This window comes from Nostoc sp. UHCC 0252 (assembly GCF_034931145.1).
Classification (GTDB): domain Bacteria; phylum Cyanobacteriota; class Cyanobacteriia; order Cyanobacteriales; family Nostocaceae; genus Nostoc.
Window position 1 is genome coordinate 47150 of sequence record NZ_JAYGHE010000026.1, and the last position, 17485, is coordinate 64634.

Here is a 17485-nt window from a genome sequence, read left to right on the forward strand (position 1 = left end):
CGGTATCAAAAGTTTTAGATCCCTCTAAATCTCCCTTAAAAAGGGAGACTTTGATTCTTCCCCATTTTTCAGGTAGGGGGGATCTAAAAGTGCCTAAAATCACAGCGAAAAACTTTTCAAACATCCTCTTAAGTCATTTTCGAGTTTCTCAAATTTTGGTTAATAATTCAAAATTAAATATGTTCATGACTAACTCAAGGTAGAGCGAGTAATAGCCTAATTATTAATTTCTAATAATCCAGGCGGTGGCGTAATTTCAATACGATTAGATTTCAAGTCTACGACTGGTGCGATCGCTTCCACAAATGGAATCAAAACAGTCTTTTGCTTTTTGTCACTTGTCGTTTGTCCTTTGTCAGTGGTAAAAGATGGGTGTAATTTTACTTCTAACAAATCATTGCCAGCCGGGATGATGTCTACCACCGTACCAACGAGTTCGCCAGATGCTTGCATGAAGACTTCCAAGCCAATCAAATCGAGGACATGATATTCATCTTCGCCTAATTGGGGGCGATCGCTTGCTGGAACCATTAACTTACAACCGCGCAACGCCTCGGCCTGATCGCAATTTTCCACACCAGCTAATTTAATCACATACAAGTTTTTGTTACTGATATAACGTCCTGTCAATAATTCTATTGGTTGCGGTTCTGTGTCATCTGAACGCAACAACCAACGTTTTCCCGCCACCTCAAATCTTTCGGGGAAGTCTGATACTGGATAAACTTTTAATTCTCCAGACAATCCTTGAGGGGAAACAACCTTACCAATTTCTAGCCAATTGTCGAGATTAGGGGCTGGGGATTGGGGATTGGGGATTGGGGGTTGGGGATTGGGGATTGGGGATTGGGGATTAGATTTTTTTGATTTTCTTCCTCCTCTACTCCTGTGCGCCTCTACTCCTTTACTCCCTATCTCTTTATTAGCTTCTTCGTGTTTCATTCTATTTTCCCTACTACGCAGTCACCGCCGCACTTTTATAAACTTCTTGAGCAGCTTTTGCTAAACGTTGCATAGCAATGGCTATCTCTTCATCTGTACCTGTAAGGCTGATGCGGAAACATTGGTGCTTGTGCGCCCATTCTTCCTCTAAACCCGGAAAGAAGCTACTTCCAGGGACAATAATCACACCTACTTGCTTTAATTGCTGGTAAAATTCCCAGTCACTGATGGGTAAATCCTGTAACCATAACCAAGCAAAAATTGCTCCTTCACCACGATGGAGGAACCAAGGTAAATCCTTGGGCATAGCTTCTTCTAAGCTAGTTTCTAAAACGGCAAACTTATTCTGGTAAAAGGGACGGATGACGGTGTGAGAAATTTCTACTAATGCGCCAGAATTAATTGCAAAAGCTGCGATCGCTTGGCCGTAACGTGAAGAGTGAAGACTAATATTTGCTTGGAAACACTCCAGCACTTCAATCCACTTTTCATCCCCAATGGCAATACCAACCCTTTCTCCTGGTAATCCCGCTTTCGATAAACTCATGCAGTGTAAGATGTTATCACCAAACACTGGTGTCATTTCGGTAAAGTTCAATGCCGGGAAGGGAGGCGCATAAGCTGAGTCAATTAACACGGGTAGATTGTAAGGCGCAGCTAAAGCAGCGATCTTTTTCACCTCATCTTCAGTGAGGACATTACCAGTGGGATTACAGGGGCGAGAAAAGAGGATACAACCCGTATTTTCTGTAATCGACAGTTGGCTGAAGTCGGGGCGATATTTAAATCGGTGGGCGGCTTCATCAATATCGAGAGTGGGTTTGTAGGCAGTTAAGGCTTTTGGAACTAAGGAGAGTCCGCCGTAACCTGTGTAGTCAGGGCTAAGGGGCAAAACGACTTGTTTTAATTCGCCGCTAGGGGTGTAGCCACCGAAGCTATTCACAGCGTAGAAGTAGAGGGTTTGACTGCCGGGAGTGATCAGGATATTGCGATCGCTTAAGTTTAACCCGTAACGTTTGTTAAAGTCGTTGGCGATCGCTTCAACTAATGGTGCATAGCCCTGACTTGAGCCATATCGACAAACTACCTCACCATATTCGGGGCTAGCTAAAAGCTGTGCAGTACAATCTCGCCATAATTGTTCTACTTCTGGCAAAATCAACGGATTACCAGCACTCAAATTAATAAACTGCTGCCCTGTACCCCCTCGCAAAGTCTCGATAATATCCTTCATAATTGCTCTTACGCCAGTCAGGTTGGACATTTGAGCGCCAATTTGAGTTAGGGCAGGGTTCATAAGCTGTGACAAAATTTATTAATCGAGAAGTGGACAAATTATTTGGGGATTGCTGCTGATATCCAGTTTACATCGTTGTCAAAACAGCTGTTGCCGCCTTCAACCAATCTAGCTAGAGAACGATATTTTTTGACAAAGTAATATTTATCGTTATAAAGGCGATCGCGCTTAGTAAATACGATGAAGTGATACAAAAGTGTATCATGCGTTCAATGCCTGTGAGGAAACTGGGGAGTAAAGAATAGGGTACAGATTATTCCCTATCACCTCTCACCTAATCCCAATGACAAATGACAAATGACAAAACTATACAGGAGCGCTGACATTGCAAGTTAAAGCAGCAGTAGCTTACAGCGCAGGTAAGCCGTTGACGATTGAAACCGTTCAACTGTCGGGGCCACAAGCCGGCGAAGTGTTAGTTGAGGTGAAAGCAAGCGGGATTTGTCATACCGATGCCTTTACCCTATCTGGTGACGATCCTGAAGGTTTGTTTCCGGCAATTTTGGGACATGAAGGCGCTGGTGTGGTAGTGGAAGTAGGCGCTGGTGTCACCAGTCTTAAACCAGGGGATCATGTAATTCCCCTATACACTCCCGAATGCCGCCAGTGCGAATATTGTTTGAGCTTCAAAACTAATCTTTGTCAAGCCATTCGCTTAACTCAAGGACGCGGTGTCATGCCCAATGGCACTAGCCGCTTTAGTATCGATGGGCAAATGATTCATCATTATATGGGTACATCCACTTTTGCCAACTATACGGTGCTGCCGGAAATCGCCCTGGCAAAAATTCGGGAAGACGCGCCATTTGATAAGGTTTGTTACATTGGCTGTGGTGTGACTACTGGTGTTGGTGCAGTCATTAATACTGCCAAGGTGGAACCTGGTGCAAATGTCGTGGTTTTCGGCTTGGGTGGTATTGGTTTAAATGTCATCCAAGGAGCGCGGATGGTAGGGGCAAATATGATTGTCGGGGTTGATCTTAATCCCAACAAACGCGCCTTGGCGGAAAAGTTTGGGATGACGCACTTTGTTAATCCTCAAGAAGTAGAGGGTGATTTAGTTCCCTATCTGGTTGATTTAACAAAAGGCGGTGCTGATTACAGTTTTGAATGTATTGGTAATGTCAAAGTTATGCGTCAAGCATTAGAATGCTGCCACAAAGGTTGGGGTGTCAGCGTGATTATTGGTGTTGCCGGCGCTGGACAAGAAATCAGCACTCGTCCTTTTCAACTAGTAACTGGGCGCGTTTGGAAAGGTTCAGCTTTCGGTGGTGCTAGAGGACGTACAGATGTGCCGAAAATTGTTGATTGGTATATGGAAGGTAAGATAAATATTGATGATTTAATTACTCATGTGATGCCCATTGAGCAAATTAATGATGCTTTTGAATTGATGCATAAAGGTGAATCTATTCGGAGTGTAGTGACTTTTTAATTCGTAATTCGTAATAGAGCCTCCGGCACGCTACGCGGTTTTCATGCCCAAAGGGCTGTACGTAATTCGTAATTAAAAAGACCTTCTACTTAATGCTATGCAGATAGTCTTGTTTTAAATAAGGTTTAAATCTTGATAGCGGTTCACAATCAGATGAGGTACAAAAATTTGTAGGGGATCATAGTTATGATCTCCTACCTTGTACCCCAATAATATCATGTTCGACTTAATACTTATGTCATTGCAAGCGTTGCGCGGCAATCCCAAACCTTTGCGATTGCTTCGCTTCACTCGCAATGACAATTGAGCATTTTTTTACTTGGAGTACTCTAAGACAAAAGCTGTATGTAGCCTTTTTTGGTGAAAAAAGAGCGATCGCAATCATATCATTTGCCATTAAACCCAAATCAATTGCGATCGCACCCTAGCAAACTCGTTTAGATTTATTTCCCCTGTCTTCGCGGTTTAACTGCATAGCCGTAAGGTAAAGGCCAGTTCGGTTCCTCATCCAAGTGGCCACGGGCCCGAATCGACCAATATGGATCGCGGAGCATTTCTCGACCGACGAGAACCAAATCCGCACATCCACGAGTAATTACTTGGTTGGCATAGTCAGCCTCCTTGATCATCCCCACAGCCCCTGTCCTAATCCCAGCTTCTTCTCGGATTTTGGCAGCAAAAGGCACTTGATAACCTGTCTGTACAGGAATCCTGGCATGAGGGACTAAGCCTCCTGTGGAAACATCGATTAAATCAACGCCTAATTCCTTTAGTTCACGGGATAATATCACTGACTGCTTAATATCCCAACCTCCCTCTACCCAATCGGTAGCAGAGAGGCGCACAAAAAGCGGCATCCCGCTTGGCAAAACCTCACGTACTCGTCTTGTCACCTCAAGTAACAAACGCATTCGGTTCTCCAAAGAACCCCCGTAACGATCTGTTCGTTGATTACTTAGCGGCGAAAGAAAAGAATGCAGTAGATATCCATGAGCCGCGTGGATTTCGATAATCTCAAAACCCGCTTGTAGGGCACGCTGGGTTGTGGCAACGAAGGCTTCAATCACCTCTTCAATACCAGCCTCATCCAGGGCTATAGGAACGGGGCCGCCCTCTTGAAACGGAATTGGGCTTGATCCGATTACCGGCCAACCGCCTTCTTCAGGTGTTAGCGGTGCGCCACCCAGCCAGGGAAGATTGCAACTTGCCTTCCGGCCAGCATGGGCTAATTGAATCCCTGCGATCGCTCCCTGTTGACGAAGAAAGCGGACAATCCGAGCTAGTGGCTCAATGTGCATATCGTCCCAAAGACCAAGATCGCCGGGGGTAATTCGCCCTTGGGCTGTCACGGCTGTAGCTTCTACTATAACCAGCCCAGTACCTCCAGCAGCCCGACTCCCCAAATGGACAAAGTGCCAATCATTTGCGAATCCATCCTCTGCCGAGTATTGACACATTGGTGACATTGCTATGCGATCGGGCAGAGTGATATCTCGAATTTTCAGTGGACTAAACAAGTCTACTTCCGGTACATCTGAATCGTGCAGACTCGTTGATTGACAACCGGGCGAATCTATGGATTCTAATTCAGTCTTGGCTGGGGATGATGGCGAAGTTGTTAGCTTCTCTGTAGTCATGCTGTTACTTTTCCGTGCTTTGTGGACTAACACAAACGAATTTTAACTAATCCCCATAATTCCCCATCCCTCCATAGAGTGGAGATATAAGGAACTTCCAACTAAAAAACATACTATCGCAGAAGGCACAATGTAAGATTTTCTCCCCCTGCCTCCCCTGCTCCCTTAGAGTACTCCAAGTAAAAAAATGCTCAAGTTGTCATTGCGAGCGAAGCGAAGCAATCGCAAGGGCTGGGATTGCTTCGCTTCGCTCGCAATGACGGGTTTTGGATCATTTATTTTTTGGAATACTCTTATAACCCTGCAAACCATTCATAGCCCTGATCCTCCCAATAGCCTTTACGAGGTAACAAATTGCTGACAAATGTAATTTGAGTTACCCACTTACTTTGCTTGTAGCCCAGTTTAATTGGGGATGCTAGGCGTATGGGCGCACCATGATCAACTGATAATGGTTGTCCATTCTTTTCATAAGCCATCAGGGTTTGGGGATGTACAGCAGAAGCAATATCCCAGCTTTCATAGTAACCATCAGCAGATTTAAAGTAGACATAGCGGACATTAGACTTAGGCTGTACTAGCGCTACCAAGTCTCGCAATCGCACACCTCCCCATTGAGCGATCGCAGCCCAGCCTTCAACACAGACATGGCGAATTATCATTGAAGTCAAGGGAAGTTTTTCAATATCTGCCATGCTCAATTGCATCGGGTTACTAACTTCACCATCAATATTCAGGCGAAACTGCGCCGGATCAATTTGTGGGGTGAAATCAAAAGTATTAACCAGCAACTTATCTGGTTCTATGGCACTGACAGGAAATTCTGGAACTGGTTTCTGACTTAACAGCAGTGTTTCCAGACTTTGGTTTAGCGGCTCAGATATTTGCCGCAGATTATCTGAGAACAAATTTGTCCCACAGCCACCTAAAAGAAAGCCTACCCCTGAAAGTCCAGATACTTGCAATAACCGACGACGGGATAGTGTGCGTTTGGGAAGAATCAGACTCATATTACCTCTACAGGAACATAGATTTAACTAGACGGATACTTCCTATCTTCAGGGTAAGTAATATTTTGTTAGTGAAGAATATCTGCGCTTTGATGCTTTTGATACTAATCTATGGGCAACAGAGGAGCAAAGCGACTTTTATTTAGGCAATCTGAAAACCATACCAGCGCTAACTAGCAATTAGGGTGGGCACTGTTACCCACCCTAAGACTCTAACTTGCTACTGCTTCAGCAGGAGCTGCCTGAGCAGCAGTTAGGGGTAAATAAACGCTAACCTTTTTACGGGTTTTGCCCTTTCTTTCAAACATTACAACACCGTCGATTAAGGCAAACAGAGTGTCATCGCTACCAATACCGACGTTGTTACCAGGGTGAAATTTAGTACCGCGCTGACGCACGAGAATGTTTCCTGCACGCACAACTTGACCGCCATAACGCTTGACACCCAGACGTTGGGCGTTAGAATCACGACCGTTACGTGTACTACCTGTTCCTTTCTTGTGAGCCATATTTCCTCTTTATCTACTTCTTTTATTATTCAGCAGCAACTTCAACTTCTTCAGCAGGAGTCTCATCTAAAACGGGGGTTTCCTTCTCCGCTTCTCCTTGGGCAACAAACACTTCACCGTTGAGGGTGATGGAGTCAATCATAAGTCTGGTAATTTCTTGACGATGCCCCCGCTTTTTGCGGGTTTTCTTTTTCGGCTTCATCTTGTATACCAAGACTTTACGACCTCTGTAATGTCGCATTACAGTCCCTTCTACAGTCGCACCTGTCACTAGTGGCTGTCCAATGCTGACTTCGCCATCGTGCTGCACGAGTAATACGGAGTCTATTGTAACTTTTTCATCGGGTTCGGTGGGAAGCAGTTCAATATCATAAAACCGCCCTGGCTCTACTCGTATTTGTTTGCCGCCAGTTTCGATAATTGCGTAGGTCATTAAATTGTCCTTGAGGTTGCCGTACAGGTAGCTGGTTTTTATCTCCTGTAGAGAGGCTTTTGCCAGCTTTTGTAATATGTCTACCTGATCCGAGCAGGAATTAGACAGACAATCTAATATTGTATTTTATTCATAAGGGGGAAGTCAAGCTTTTATTTTACCAAAGTTCGTGATGGCGATCGCTTACCCAAAACTCAGAATCGATGCTTATTAATTAAGTACTGCTTCTATCGTAGGGATGAATTTTATAACTTATTAGAAATAATTTAGACTCAAACTTATAGTTTCTTGTCAATATCTACATATTTTTCTGCTTTGTTTTAAAATTAAATTCACACGTTTAATCTAATAGTTCTTTACAGAATTTAGGAAATCCGCAATCAAATTTCTACATTCAAACCTGATATTTAAAACAGGAGATGGATTGTCATGACACAGCAAAATGCTACCCGACTTTTTCAAGCCGTAAAACAAGATCAAGCATTACAGCAAAGACTCAAAGCAACAGCTGATCCAGAAGCCTTTATTAAGATTGCTAAAGAGCGTGGCTATGATTTCACAGTTGATGAACTAGAAAATGAAATCAACAACTTATCTGAAGAAGATTTAGCTGCGATCGTCAATCCAGGATGGGGAACTAGACGACACCTTAATCCTAGATAATTCCTCTTCTAAGAAACTGAAAGTTTTGCTCTTTAAGGGGATACCGTTGCATCATCTCCTTGAGGAGCAATTTTTATTAAACTAAATAACTCTGCTTCCTATCTTCTCACCTGCTTAACTCATGAGTTAGGATGACTATATTTTAATCAGGTGATATGGAAAGAATAGAAGTTGAGCAAAGAACTATTTTAATTGGTTTGGCTGGTAGCCACGGCTATGGTTTAAATCGTCCTGATTCAGACTTTGATTATCGGGGAGTATTTATTGCACCTAAAAGATACTACTTGGGATTTGATCGCATAGAACAAAAAGATACTGGTTGGGATGAACCAGGAATATTTCCATTCATTGATGGCAATAAAGACACAGTTATATATGAATTAAGAAAAATCCTCCAGTTATTAGCAGGTGCGAATCCCAATGTTTTAGAATTGCTCTGGTTAAATAATTATCCTTTTCTCAGCACAGTTGGACAACATTTAATTAATTATAAGCAGCTATTTTTGAGCAAGAAGGTAAAACATACTTACACTGGTTATGCCTTTGCTCAAATCAAAAAAATGGAAACTCATCGTAAATGGTTATTAAAACCACCGCAAAAAAAACCAGTACCATCTGACTTCGCCATAGAAAACGAAGCGCCCCTGGGCAAAGATGAGCTAAATGCTTTTCTGGAGTATCTTTATAACTTAATCAGAGGACGGATTGAGTTTTTGGAAGAAGCGGAGCAATTATACCAATTACTAACAGCAGATATTGATTTTAAAGGAGTGTTAAAACAATATACTTTACCCGATGAAACTTTAGAATATACCCAAAACTTAACTAATAGCCGTAAAGATTTTATCCGTTTGCTTCAAAAAAGCCAAAGTTACCAAATAGCTTTAAGAGAATGGAAGGCTTACTTATCTTGGCAGGAAAATAGAAATCCGGCTAGGGCAGAAATGGAAAAAAAGTCGGGTTTTGACCTCAAACATGGGATGCACTGCATTAGATTGTTACGCAGTGGAGTAGAAATATTGCAGCAAGGTGAAGTCATTGTAGATAGAAGAATAGCTGGTGATGTTGAGGATTTAAAAGCTATTTTAAAGGGTGAATATTCTTATGAGCAGGTGATGAAAATGGCAGAAGATTTGGTTTCTGAGATGGAAACTGTTTATGATCATTCTGCACTACCTCACAAACCTGATTTGGAGCAAATTAATGAGTTATGTATGGAATTAGTAGAAATGCAAAATTGGTAAGAGTGTTCCAAAAAATAAATGATCCAAAACCCGTCATTGCGAGTGTTCGCGGAGCGTCTCGTAGAGAAGCGAAGCAATCCTAGCCCTTGCGATTGCTTCGCTTTGCTCGCAATGACAATTGAGCCTTTTTTTACTTGGAGTACTCTAAATTTAAGTATGAAGATACGCTTGGTTCAGGTAGGGGCAATTCATGAATTGCCCCTACCTGAAAATTAAGGTTTCGACTAAAGTTTTGTCTAAGTCTTGAGCTACTTCCTTTCTGGATGCGCTACATCTTCTGGTGAAGGATTACCCATCTGATTAATTGTGGCAATCATCTGATACAAGCGCCCCAAGTCACGTTGATTGAAGTACAAAATGAGGCGAGGTAGTTCAGCAGTTTCATCTTGTGCTTCTTGAGGTAACGCCTGACTTTTTTCAATCTGTCCTTTAACAAGAATGTCACTAAAATTAGCATTGAGTTGCTTTACAAGAGCGTCTGATATATCTGTCTTCAGGCGAATGACTAATTGACCACTTACATATCGACAGGAATGATAAACCTGGTAAAAACGGGTGATTGCATCACAAGCGACATCCAGGTTGTCTGTCACTGTGTAAAGACTAGGATCTTCAGGATTGACAAGACCATTTTGCACTAATTCCTTATCAATATATTCGCTCCAAGAACGCCAGTAAGTACCACCAGGGTGATCAATTAAAACTAGAGGTACTGGGCCAAATTTACCAGTCTGGCTTAATGTCATACATTCAAAAGCTTCATCTTGAGTACCAAAGCCTCCCGGAAATAAGGCTATAGCGTCACTCTCTTTGAGGAGAAATAGCTTGCGGGTAAAGAAATATTTAAAATGTATTAGCTTAGGATCGCCCTCTATAAAAGGGTTTGCTTCCTGCTCAAAGGGTAACTGAATGTTTAATCCAAAGGAATTTTCTCGCCCAGCGCCTTCGTTACCCGCCTGCATGATTCCACCGCCGCCGCCGGTCATCACCATAAATCCTAATTGAGAAATATTACGAGCAAAATCAAGGGCCATTTGGTACTCTGGTCTATCTGGTGCTAGACGGGCAGAACCGAAGATGGTGACTTTGCGAACGTGTCGGTAATCATAAAATAACTGGAAACCTCGTTCCATATCTGCTAATGCAGCCGACAAGATTTTCCAGTCAAGACGCTCAATCTCGGAATCAGATAGACGAACAATGGTGGCAAGTGCTTGCTGAATAAATTGCCGATTTTTTAATGTCGGTAAACGAGCGATTAATTCAGCGATATCCGCCTGTAAAGACTCTAATGTGTCAAATGACGCAGATGAAGTCATGAGAACTGCTGCAACAATGGCATTATATTCTACGTGAATGAATGACACTCTAGCAAGCGGGATACAGCCCTGTGATGTACCGTTAGCGCTCTCAAAACTGGCTTTGAAGTAGTATCTCTGAAGCTGAAATTCCCATCTTTTGAGATTGGGACTCGGATAATGGTGTTTAAAGATGCCAATTTTAATCTAACTTCTTGTGGAGTGGGCGATCGCACTTTAACCTTGTATCTGTATCCTCTGTGTCTAGAGTATTCTGTTTATTTGGATATTTGATAAGCTTTAACAAAATAACAGTTAAAAAATCTAACAATTTTAGTAAACATACTCGCTACATTTGCCACCCTTGTATTTTTAGGTAAATGTAGTTTTTTAGATATTTGTAAAGTGTCGGGGAGTCTAGCAGATGAAGATATTGGTATTGAGTTGGGAGTTTCCGCCAAGGATTGTTGGGGGAATTGCGCGGCATGTAGCGGAGTTGTACCCAGAACTGGTAAAGCTAGGGCATGAAGTCCACCTGATTACAGCCGAATTTGGTCAGGCATCAATGTATGAGGTGGTTGAGGGAGTAAAGGTACATCGCGTGCCAGTGGCATATAGTAACGACTTTTTCCACTGGGTAGTCAATCTCAACCTGAGTATGGGAGATCACGGTGGTAAGTTGATTTTAGAGGAAGGGCCGTTTGATTTAATTCATGCTCATGATTGGTTAGTAGGAGATGCTGCGATCGCTCTCAAGCATAGTCTCAAAATACCACTAATTGCTACAATTCACGCTACAGAATACGGACGCTATAACGGTATTCATACACATATCCAAGCCTATATAAATGGCAAAGAAAACTTACTGGCTTTCAACGCTTGGCGAATTATCGTTTGTAGCAATTATATGCGCCAAGAAGTAGAACGAGTATTACAAAGTCCTTGGGACAAAATCGATGTCATTTATAACGGTATCCGAGCCGAAAAAAAACAGCATCACGTAGATTTTCATGCGCTGGATTTTCGCCGCCAATTTGCCACGGACAATGAGAAAATTGTCTATTACCTTGGTCGCATGACTTACGAAAAGGGTGTACCGACATTACTTAATGCTGCACCCAAAATCCTGTCAGAAATGGGAGGTAATGTTAAATTTGTCATCGTCGGTGGCGGCAATACTGACCATCTCAAGCGCCAAGCCTGGGATTTGGGAATTTGGCATCATTGCTATTTTACCGGTTTTCTCTCCGATGATTACTTAGATAAATTCCAAACTGTCGCTGATTGTGCCGTGTTTCCCAGCCTTTACGAACCCTTTGGGATTGTCGCTCTAGAAAGCTTTGCTTCCCGTGTGCCTGTAGTGGTTTCTGATACTGGCGGTTTTCCTGAAGTGGTGCAACATACCAAAACAGGTATTGTTACTTGGGTGAACAATCCCGATTCTTTAGCTTGGGGAATTTTGGAAGTTTTGAAAAATCCAGGTTATCGGCAATGGCTGGTGGATAATGCTTATGAGGATTTAGAGCGCCGCTTTAGCTGGCCGAAATTAGCTAGGCAAACTCAAGAAGTATATCAGAGAGTTGTACAAGAGCGATCGCAAATTGCCTGGTAAGCAACTTCTCATATCCCGGTTTTTTCAATAATAGGACTTATGCAAAAGTACACGTAGTAGGGGCAATTTATGAATTACCTATATTTGACAATCTTTCTTTTTGGCTATTGTTTGCGTAAGTCATAAAAGTATACATTGCGATTTGCGATCGCTCACAAGTACACCTTTTTCAAAGCCTGGTAGAGTTTACAAAAAAGCGATCGCTCTTTCTCAACAAAGACAAAAGTGCGATCGCTATATTTTATACTTTTTGTTGAATGACTAAATATCCTGTTCGCTCAACTCGCGTGTGATGTGATCGAATGGTTCATCAACAAAAGCAGTATTAGCCACACCTGCTGCTGCTACTTGCTCCTTAATCAGATCCTTGAGAATCTGGATACCACGAACCGTAGGCCCAATAGGTACTCCTAAAGAATTGTAGGTTTCCCGCAGCCCTTGCAGCACACGCTCATCCAATACATTTGTATTTCCAGCAACTAGCGCATAGGTGGCATAGCGCAGATAGTAATCCATATCCCGCAGACAAGCTGCATAACGACGAGTTGTATAAGCATTTCCGCCTGGACGAATCAATTCTGGCAGTTCTTCAAATAACCTCAAACCAGCTTGCTTGACGAGTGCAGCCGCATTAGAATTTATTGCCGCCGCCGCTTGTACTCGGACTGTACCACTGTCAAAGTAAGATTTCAGGCTATCGATCGCATTCCGGTCAAAATACCGACCAGCTAAGTCATAATTCTTAATTAAACTTGTTACCGCATCGCGCATTCTTTTTTCTCCCAATCCTTGCTATTTATGGTTTGATATTTATTTGGCTGCACTCACGCACCAGTAAATTTTTGTGCTATTTAAAATAGATTCGGCACAAAAACAATCTATCCACTATTTAAGGATTCTATGCCAAAGTTGACCCCTATATGATGAACTTTCCAGTTTTGTACAGATGAACGCTGAAAGGTTAATATAACCTGATAATCCAGATATCTGTAACATAAGCTACAAAATCCGCTAATGTCTACTATTTAAGATATTTCTGGTGTGTCACGGTCTGATTGAGATCAGCAGGGTTAGGATGCAACGTAAGATTCTGGTTGACTTTAGGAAATTGGTAGAGAAGGAGTAACAATGACTACACCACAAGAACTCTTGAAGAGAATTCAAGATGAAAAAATTCAACTGATTGATCTCAAATTCATCGACACAGTAGGGACTTGGCAGCACCTCACACTGTACCAAAACCAAATCGATGAGACTGCGTTCACTGATGGCGTAGCTTTTGACGGTTCCAGCATTCGCGGCTGGAAAGCAATCAACGAATCGGACATGACAATGGTACTCGACCCCAACACTGCTTGGATCGACCCATTCATGGAAGTGCCAACACTAAGTATAATTTGTAGTATTAAAGACCCCCGCACGGGTGAACCATACAACCGTTGCCCACGGGTTATTGCCCAAAAAGCAATAGATTACCTGGTTGCCAGTGGCATCGGTGATACAGCTTTCTTTGGCCCTGAAGCTGAGTTCTTTATCTTTGATAGTGCTAGGTTTGCCCAAACTGCTAACGAAGGCTACTACTTCTTAGACTCCGAAGAAGGTGCTTGGAATTCTGGTAAAGCCGGTACAGATGCAAAACCCAACTTAGCTTACAAACCACGCTTCAAAGAAGGTTACTTCCCAGTCGCACCGACGGATTCTTTCCAAGACATCCGTACAGAAATGCTGTTGACAATGGCAGAATTAGGTGTGCCCATTGAAAAACATCACCACGAAGTTGCTACTGGTGGTCAGTGCGAACTAGGTTTCAAGTTTGGGAAGTTGATTGAAGCGGCTGACTGGTTGATGATTTACAAATATGTCATCAAGAATGTTGCTAAAAAATATGGCAAAACTGTCACCTTCATGCCAAAACCGATTTTTGGCGATAACGGTTCGGGGATGCACTGTCACCAGTCCATCTGGAGAGACGGCCAACCTCTGTTTGCAGGTGATAAGTATGCCGGTTTGAGTGATATGGCGTTGTACTACATTGGTGGTCTTCTCAAACACGCACCAGCACTGTTGGCAATTACCAACCCCAGCACCAACTCATACAAGCGCCTAGTACCTGGTTATGAAGCTCCTGTTAACTTAGCTTACTCTGAAGGAAACCGTTCTGCTTCTATCCGTATTCCTCTATCTGGTAAAAACCCCAAAGCCAAGCGTTTAGAATTCCGTTGTCCAGATGCTACATCTAACCCCTACTTGGCATTTGCTGCAATGCTTTGTGCTGGTATCGATGGCATTAAGAACAAAATTCATCCTGGTGAACCCTTAGATAAGAATATCTATGAACTCTCTCCAGATGAGCTTGCAAAGGTTCCCTCAACTCCAAGTTCTTTAGAACTGGCATTGCAAGCGCTAGAAAACGATCACGCTTTCTTGACCGAATCAGGTGTTTTCACGGAAGACTTTATCGAAAATTGGATTGACTACAAGCTTAACGAAACCAAACAGTTACAGCTGCGTCCTCATCCCTACGAATTTTACCTCTACTACGATGCTTAATTAAGCATCGGATCTAACTAAAATTAATAAGTTTCGCCACCCTAAAGTAGAGGGTGGCTTTTTTTAGAGTTGTCAGTTGAGATATTCACTCAAAAAATCCAGCTTAAAACTCTTGAAACTTAACTCATAGAAGCATGGCTAGGCCCATAAATCATCCGAGTGCTAGCATCTACTTTTCCTTGAATCGGGTTCCAGTAGTGGGATGCTTCTTCAGGAAGACCAAGTTCTTGTGCAGCACGCATCAGCATGGATTGTTGGCGATTCTTGACTTGCTGATGTTCACGCACCATCAACGCACGAGATTTATCTGCGATAGACATAACCATATTCCTCTCTATTTTGTGAATATATAATTTTTGGTTTCTCTATAAACCAATATAGCAAAGATTCTGTAACATAAGCTACTTTTTACAAAAGTTTATGTTTGCTTTTGCTGACATAAGTAATCAGACAAAAATATTTATTGTCATTGCGAGCGAAGCAAAGCAATCGCAAGGACTGGGGTTGCTTCTCTTCGAGACGCTCCGCGAACGCTTTGCTCGCAATGACATTCTGTCTTTGTATCAGGTATTTCCAAAGCTAGGTCATCTGGCTTCACATTTATCTCGCCTGAGAGTCTTTGCCTTTCCAACAGAAGATAATTTTTTCGTTACAATAGTTTACATAAAAGTAATCAAAACTTAAGCTATTTTTATGCCTGAGAGTTTAACTAAGCTGACTTATCAAACCTTTCAGCAGGGCAAAAATTACTTTGGTCTAGCTCACAAAATACTAGGTTCACAGTTGAAGAACCTGGTGTATCCGACACTTGAACAAAAGACCAAACCCATCCCGAATGAGATTTTAGTCAAGCTTCAGCAGAGATTGAACCAGCTGCTGGAAACAGACTGGCAAGATGCCCAAAAAGGTGTCTACCCCGAAAGTTTATTGTTTGATAACCCCTGGAAAGACTTTTTTTCCTACTATCCTCTGGTATGGCTAGATTTTCCTCAAATTTGGGAGCGGATTAAACAACAGAATTACCAAAATTTTTCGCCCGAAATTGACACAGATGGTTATCCCAGCTACTACTTGCAGAACTTCCATCACCAAAGCGATGGCTATTTGAGCGACTTGTCAGCCAATTTATATGACTTACAAGTAGAAATTCTTTTTGGTGGGGCTGCTGATGCGATGCGGCGGCGAATTCTTGCTCCTCTGAAGGATGGGCTGAAAGCCTTTGATTCAATTGCACCACGGCAAACCCGTATTTTGGATGTAGCTTGTGGAACTGGGCGGACTTTGAAGCTAATTCGGGCAACCTTGCCTCAAGCATCTCTATTTGGCACAGATTTGTCACCAGCTTATTTGCGGAAAGCAAATGAACTACTATCCCAAATTCCAGGAGAGTTGCCGCAACTTTTGCAAGGGAATGCCGAAGAGTTACCTTATGTAGATGACTATTTTCATGCTGTAACTTCTGTTTTTCTCTTTCATGAGTTACCAGCATCTGTACGTCAGACAGTAATTGAGCAATGCTTTCGGGTAACAAAGCCAGGCGGGGTCTTTATTATCTGTGACTCAATTCAGTTGAGTGATTCGCCTGAGTTGGAATATATGATGGACTCTTTCCCTGAAGCTTTCCATGAACCCTATTACAAGCATTACACCACCGATGACTTGGTAGAACGTTTACAGAAAGCAGGCTTTGAGAATATTGAGATGCAAGTCCATTTTATGAGCAAGTATTTTATTGCTCATAAACCAGCTTGAGACAATAGCTCTTGATTGCGTTTTCTTTAAGTAAACTTTAATTAAAAAGGACAGATGCAAAATTTTGCATCTGTCTTTGGGTGTATACTAATTAAAATGAGTGAGACGAGCTAGCAGATTCTTCTTAATATATTCTTAATATATATTTATTCCGTCGGAACCATCTGCGAGGAGAATGAAGCAAGGTGCAAGAGCAGATCATATATAGATAGTAATATTTGGTTGCCAAGGGCAATAAACCTATACTACTTATGCAAAGCTATACCCTAGATAACCTCAAATGAAACGAAAAGGATTTTATGCTTCGGTAAAGGACGCTAAACACCCGTCAAAGCGAAGATCCATTAGTTACTCAATATATGAGAAGAAAACCGATTGGGGAATAAAGTGGAGTTACCTGAAGACTATTTCCTCAACAAGCAAAATGTTTTTATTTAGATGTTTTTTAGATTAACTGATAACCTACGTAACATCTATTTCTAGAGCGGTTGAGGATTGAGATGCAGAGCTTCCCAGGAATAGGGACAGCAGTATATAGCTTTTGAGAAGTGGTTAATGCTGTTGATCGAGGCACTTAATTTTGATTTGCATTTTGATCGCCAGGATTAAGAATAACTAAGAAGATACAAAGCTTGCAGTTGAAATACTAAGCGATCGCTGAAGATTTTCGTGTGTCAACTGTATATCTTCTACGAGAAAAGTTGTGTCAAAGATGTTAGCACAACATCGTGTTTTCTGGTATGGTTCCTTTAGAAAAAAAAGGCATTACCCTACGGTAGTTAAACCAAAGCATAGATATTTCGAAATTTTTGTGTTACTTCCCTACGTCCACTACCGCGATGGCGTGGCGTATCATCTGAAGCTTGTTCAGGTGTCGCCGAGAGCCACTGTTCCGAAGTAGATGTGGAAGGCAGCCCAGTTGATAAGTGATTGACCATTGCTTGGCAGTTAAAAGCTAAGGGGCCGAATACCAGACTCGAAACTAAAAGTGAAATGGCAGCACGCATAGCAGGTGTCTATTTTGGAACTCTCCACTTCACTGATACTTAGCTTTTTGATTAATATCCGGATAATTCATCAAAAAGTATTCTGTTTTACTGAAA

19 protein-coding genes are annotated in these 17485 nt (G+C 42.2%); 9 read left to right on the forward strand and 10 right to left on the reverse strand.

Going from position 1 to position 17485, the window contains the following annotated elements:
* Nucleotides 1–216: 216 nt before the first annotated feature.
* Both rimM and VB732_RS16380 read right to left on the reverse strand, forming a co-directional pair.
* Nucleotides 217–942, reverse strand: coding sequence for a ribosome maturation factor RimM (gene rimM, locus VB732_RS16375; protein WP_323231923.1), 726 nt, complete (start codon nt 940–942; stop codon nt 217–219).
* 13 nt (nt 943–955) lie between these two features.
* Nucleotides 956–2239, reverse strand: a complete 1284-nt coding sequence (locus VB732_RS16380) for a valine--pyruvate transaminase (protein WP_323231924.1) — start codon at nt 2237–2239, stop codon at nt 956–958.
* 325 nt (nt 2240–2564) lie between these two features.
* Between VB732_RS16380 and VB732_RS16385 the strand changes: the two genes are divergently transcribed.
* Together VB732_RS16385 and VB732_RS16390 are read left to right on the forward strand one after the other, a co-directional pair.
* Nucleotides 2565–3674 carry an S-(hydroxymethyl)glutathione dehydrogenase/class III alcohol dehydrogenase gene (locus tag VB732_RS16385; protein WP_323231925.1) on the forward strand — a complete coding sequence of 370 codons (1110 nt, stop codon included), beginning with the start codon at nt 2565–2567 and terminating at the stop codon, nt 3672–3674.
* 296 nt (nt 3675–3970) lie between these two features.
* Nucleotides 3971–4102, forward strand: a complete 132-nt coding sequence (locus VB732_RS16390) for a hypothetical protein (RefSeq protein WP_323231926.1) — start codon at nt 3971–3973, stop codon at nt 4100–4102.
* A gap of 15 nt (nt 4103–4117) precedes the next feature.
* On the opposite strand, the gene VB732_RS16395 is transcribed toward VB732_RS16390, so the two are convergent.
* From VB732_RS16395 to rplU, 4 genes are all read right to left on the reverse strand, one after another.
* Nucleotides 4118–5311: an NADH:flavin oxidoreductase/NADH oxidase gene (locus VB732_RS16395; RefSeq protein WP_323231927.1), complete on the reverse strand. Its 1194-nt coding sequence runs from the start codon at nt 5309–5311 to the stop codon at nt 4118–4120.
* A gap of 293 nt (nt 5312–5604) precedes the next feature.
* Complete coding sequence (locus VB732_RS16400; RefSeq protein WP_323231928.1) at nt 5605–6321, reverse strand: molybdopterin-dependent oxidoreductase; 717 nt, start codon at nt 6319–6321, stop codon at nt 5605–5607.
* Nucleotides 6322–6533: 212 nt separating this feature from the next.
* Complete coding sequence (rpmA, locus tag VB732_RS16405) at nt 6534–6830, reverse strand: 50S ribosomal protein L27 (protein ID WP_323231929.1); 297 nt, start codon at nt 6828–6830, stop codon at nt 6534–6536.
* Nucleotides 6831–6855: 25 nt separating this feature from the next.
* Nucleotides 6856–7263, reverse strand: coding sequence for a 50S ribosomal protein L21 (rplU, locus tag VB732_RS16410; RefSeq protein WP_323231930.1), 408 nt, complete (start codon nt 7261–7263; stop codon nt 6856–6858).
* A 429-nt stretch (nt 7264–7692) separates the two neighbouring features.
* Here rplU and VB732_RS16415 point away from each other — a divergent pair, with 429 nt between their 5' ends.
* A complete protein-coding gene (locus VB732_RS16415; RefSeq protein ID WP_323231931.1) occupies nt 7693–7926 on the forward strand; it encodes a Nif11-like leader peptide family natural product precursor in 234 nt (77 codons plus the stop codon).
* A gap of 155 nt (nt 7927–8081) precedes the next feature.
* Nucleotides 8082–9170 (forward strand): DNA polymerase beta superfamily protein, encoded by a 1089-nt coding sequence (locus VB732_RS16420; RefSeq protein ID WP_323231932.1) that lies wholly within the window; start codon nt 8082–8084, stop codon nt 9168–9170.
* Nucleotides 9171–9418: 248 nt separating this feature from the next.
* Here VB732_RS16420 and VB732_RS16425 read toward each other — a convergent pair whose 3' ends face one another.
* Nucleotides 9419–10489, reverse strand: coding sequence for an LOG family protein (locus VB732_RS16425; protein WP_323231933.1), 1071 nt, complete (start codon nt 10487–10489; stop codon nt 9419–9421).
* A 403-nt stretch (nt 10490–10892) separates the two neighbouring features.
* Between VB732_RS16425 and VB732_RS16430 the strand changes: the two genes are divergently transcribed.
* On the forward strand, nt 10893–12080 hold the full coding sequence (locus tag VB732_RS16430) for a glycosyltransferase family 4 protein (RefSeq protein ID WP_323231934.1): 1188 nt from the start codon (nt 10893–10895) through the stop codon (nt 12078–12080).
* A 100-nt stretch (nt 12081–12180) separates the two neighbouring features.
* Complete coding sequence (locus VB732_RS16435) at nt 12181–12345, forward strand: hypothetical protein (protein ID WP_323231935.1); 165 nt, start codon at nt 12181–12183, stop codon at nt 12343–12345.
* On the opposite strand, the gene apcB is transcribed toward VB732_RS16435, so the two are convergent.
* The gene (apcB, locus tag VB732_RS16440) at nt 12342–12851 is read right to left on the reverse strand and encodes an allophycocyanin subunit beta (RefSeq protein ID WP_323231936.1); all 510 of its coding nucleotides are present in this window, start codon (nt 12849–12851) and stop codon (nt 12342–12344) included. The genes VB732_RS16435 and apcB overlap by 4 nt on opposite strands.
* Nucleotides 12852–13208: 357 nt before the next feature.
* Between apcB and glnA the strand changes: the two genes are divergently transcribed.
* Nucleotides 13209–14630 carry a type I glutamate--ammonia ligase gene (glnA, locus tag VB732_RS16445; protein WP_323231937.1) on the forward strand — a complete coding sequence of 474 codons (1422 nt, stop codon included), beginning with the start codon at nt 13209–13211 and terminating at the stop codon, nt 14628–14630.
* 119 nt (nt 14631–14749) lie between these two features.
* On the opposite strand, the gene VB732_RS16450 is transcribed toward glnA, so the two are convergent.
* Nucleotides 14750–14950: a hypothetical protein gene (locus VB732_RS16450; protein ID WP_190727574.1), complete on the reverse strand. Its 201-nt coding sequence runs from the start codon at nt 14948–14950 to the stop codon at nt 14750–14752.
* 100 nt (nt 14951–15050) lie between these two features.
* Between VB732_RS16450 and VB732_RS16455 the strand changes: the two genes are divergently transcribed.
* Both VB732_RS16455 and VB732_RS16460 read left to right on the forward strand, forming a co-directional pair.
* The gene (locus VB732_RS16455) at nt 15051–15314 is read left to right on the forward strand and encodes a hypothetical protein (RefSeq protein WP_323231938.1); all 264 of its coding nucleotides are present in this window, start codon (nt 15051–15053) and stop codon (nt 15312–15314) included.
* A gap of 9 nt (nt 15315–15323) precedes the next feature.
* On the forward strand, nt 15324–16382 hold the full coding sequence (locus VB732_RS16460; RefSeq protein WP_323231939.1) for a class I SAM-dependent methyltransferase: 1059 nt from the start codon (nt 15324–15326) through the stop codon (nt 16380–16382).
* A gap of 779 nt (nt 16383–17161) precedes the next feature.
* Here VB732_RS16460 and patX read toward each other — a convergent pair.
* A complete protein-coding gene (patX, locus tag VB732_RS16465) occupies nt 17162–17389 on the reverse strand; it encodes a heterocyst-inhibiting protein PatX (protein WP_323231940.1) in 228 nt (75 codons plus the stop codon).
* Nucleotides 17390–17485: the final 96 nt, after the last annotated feature.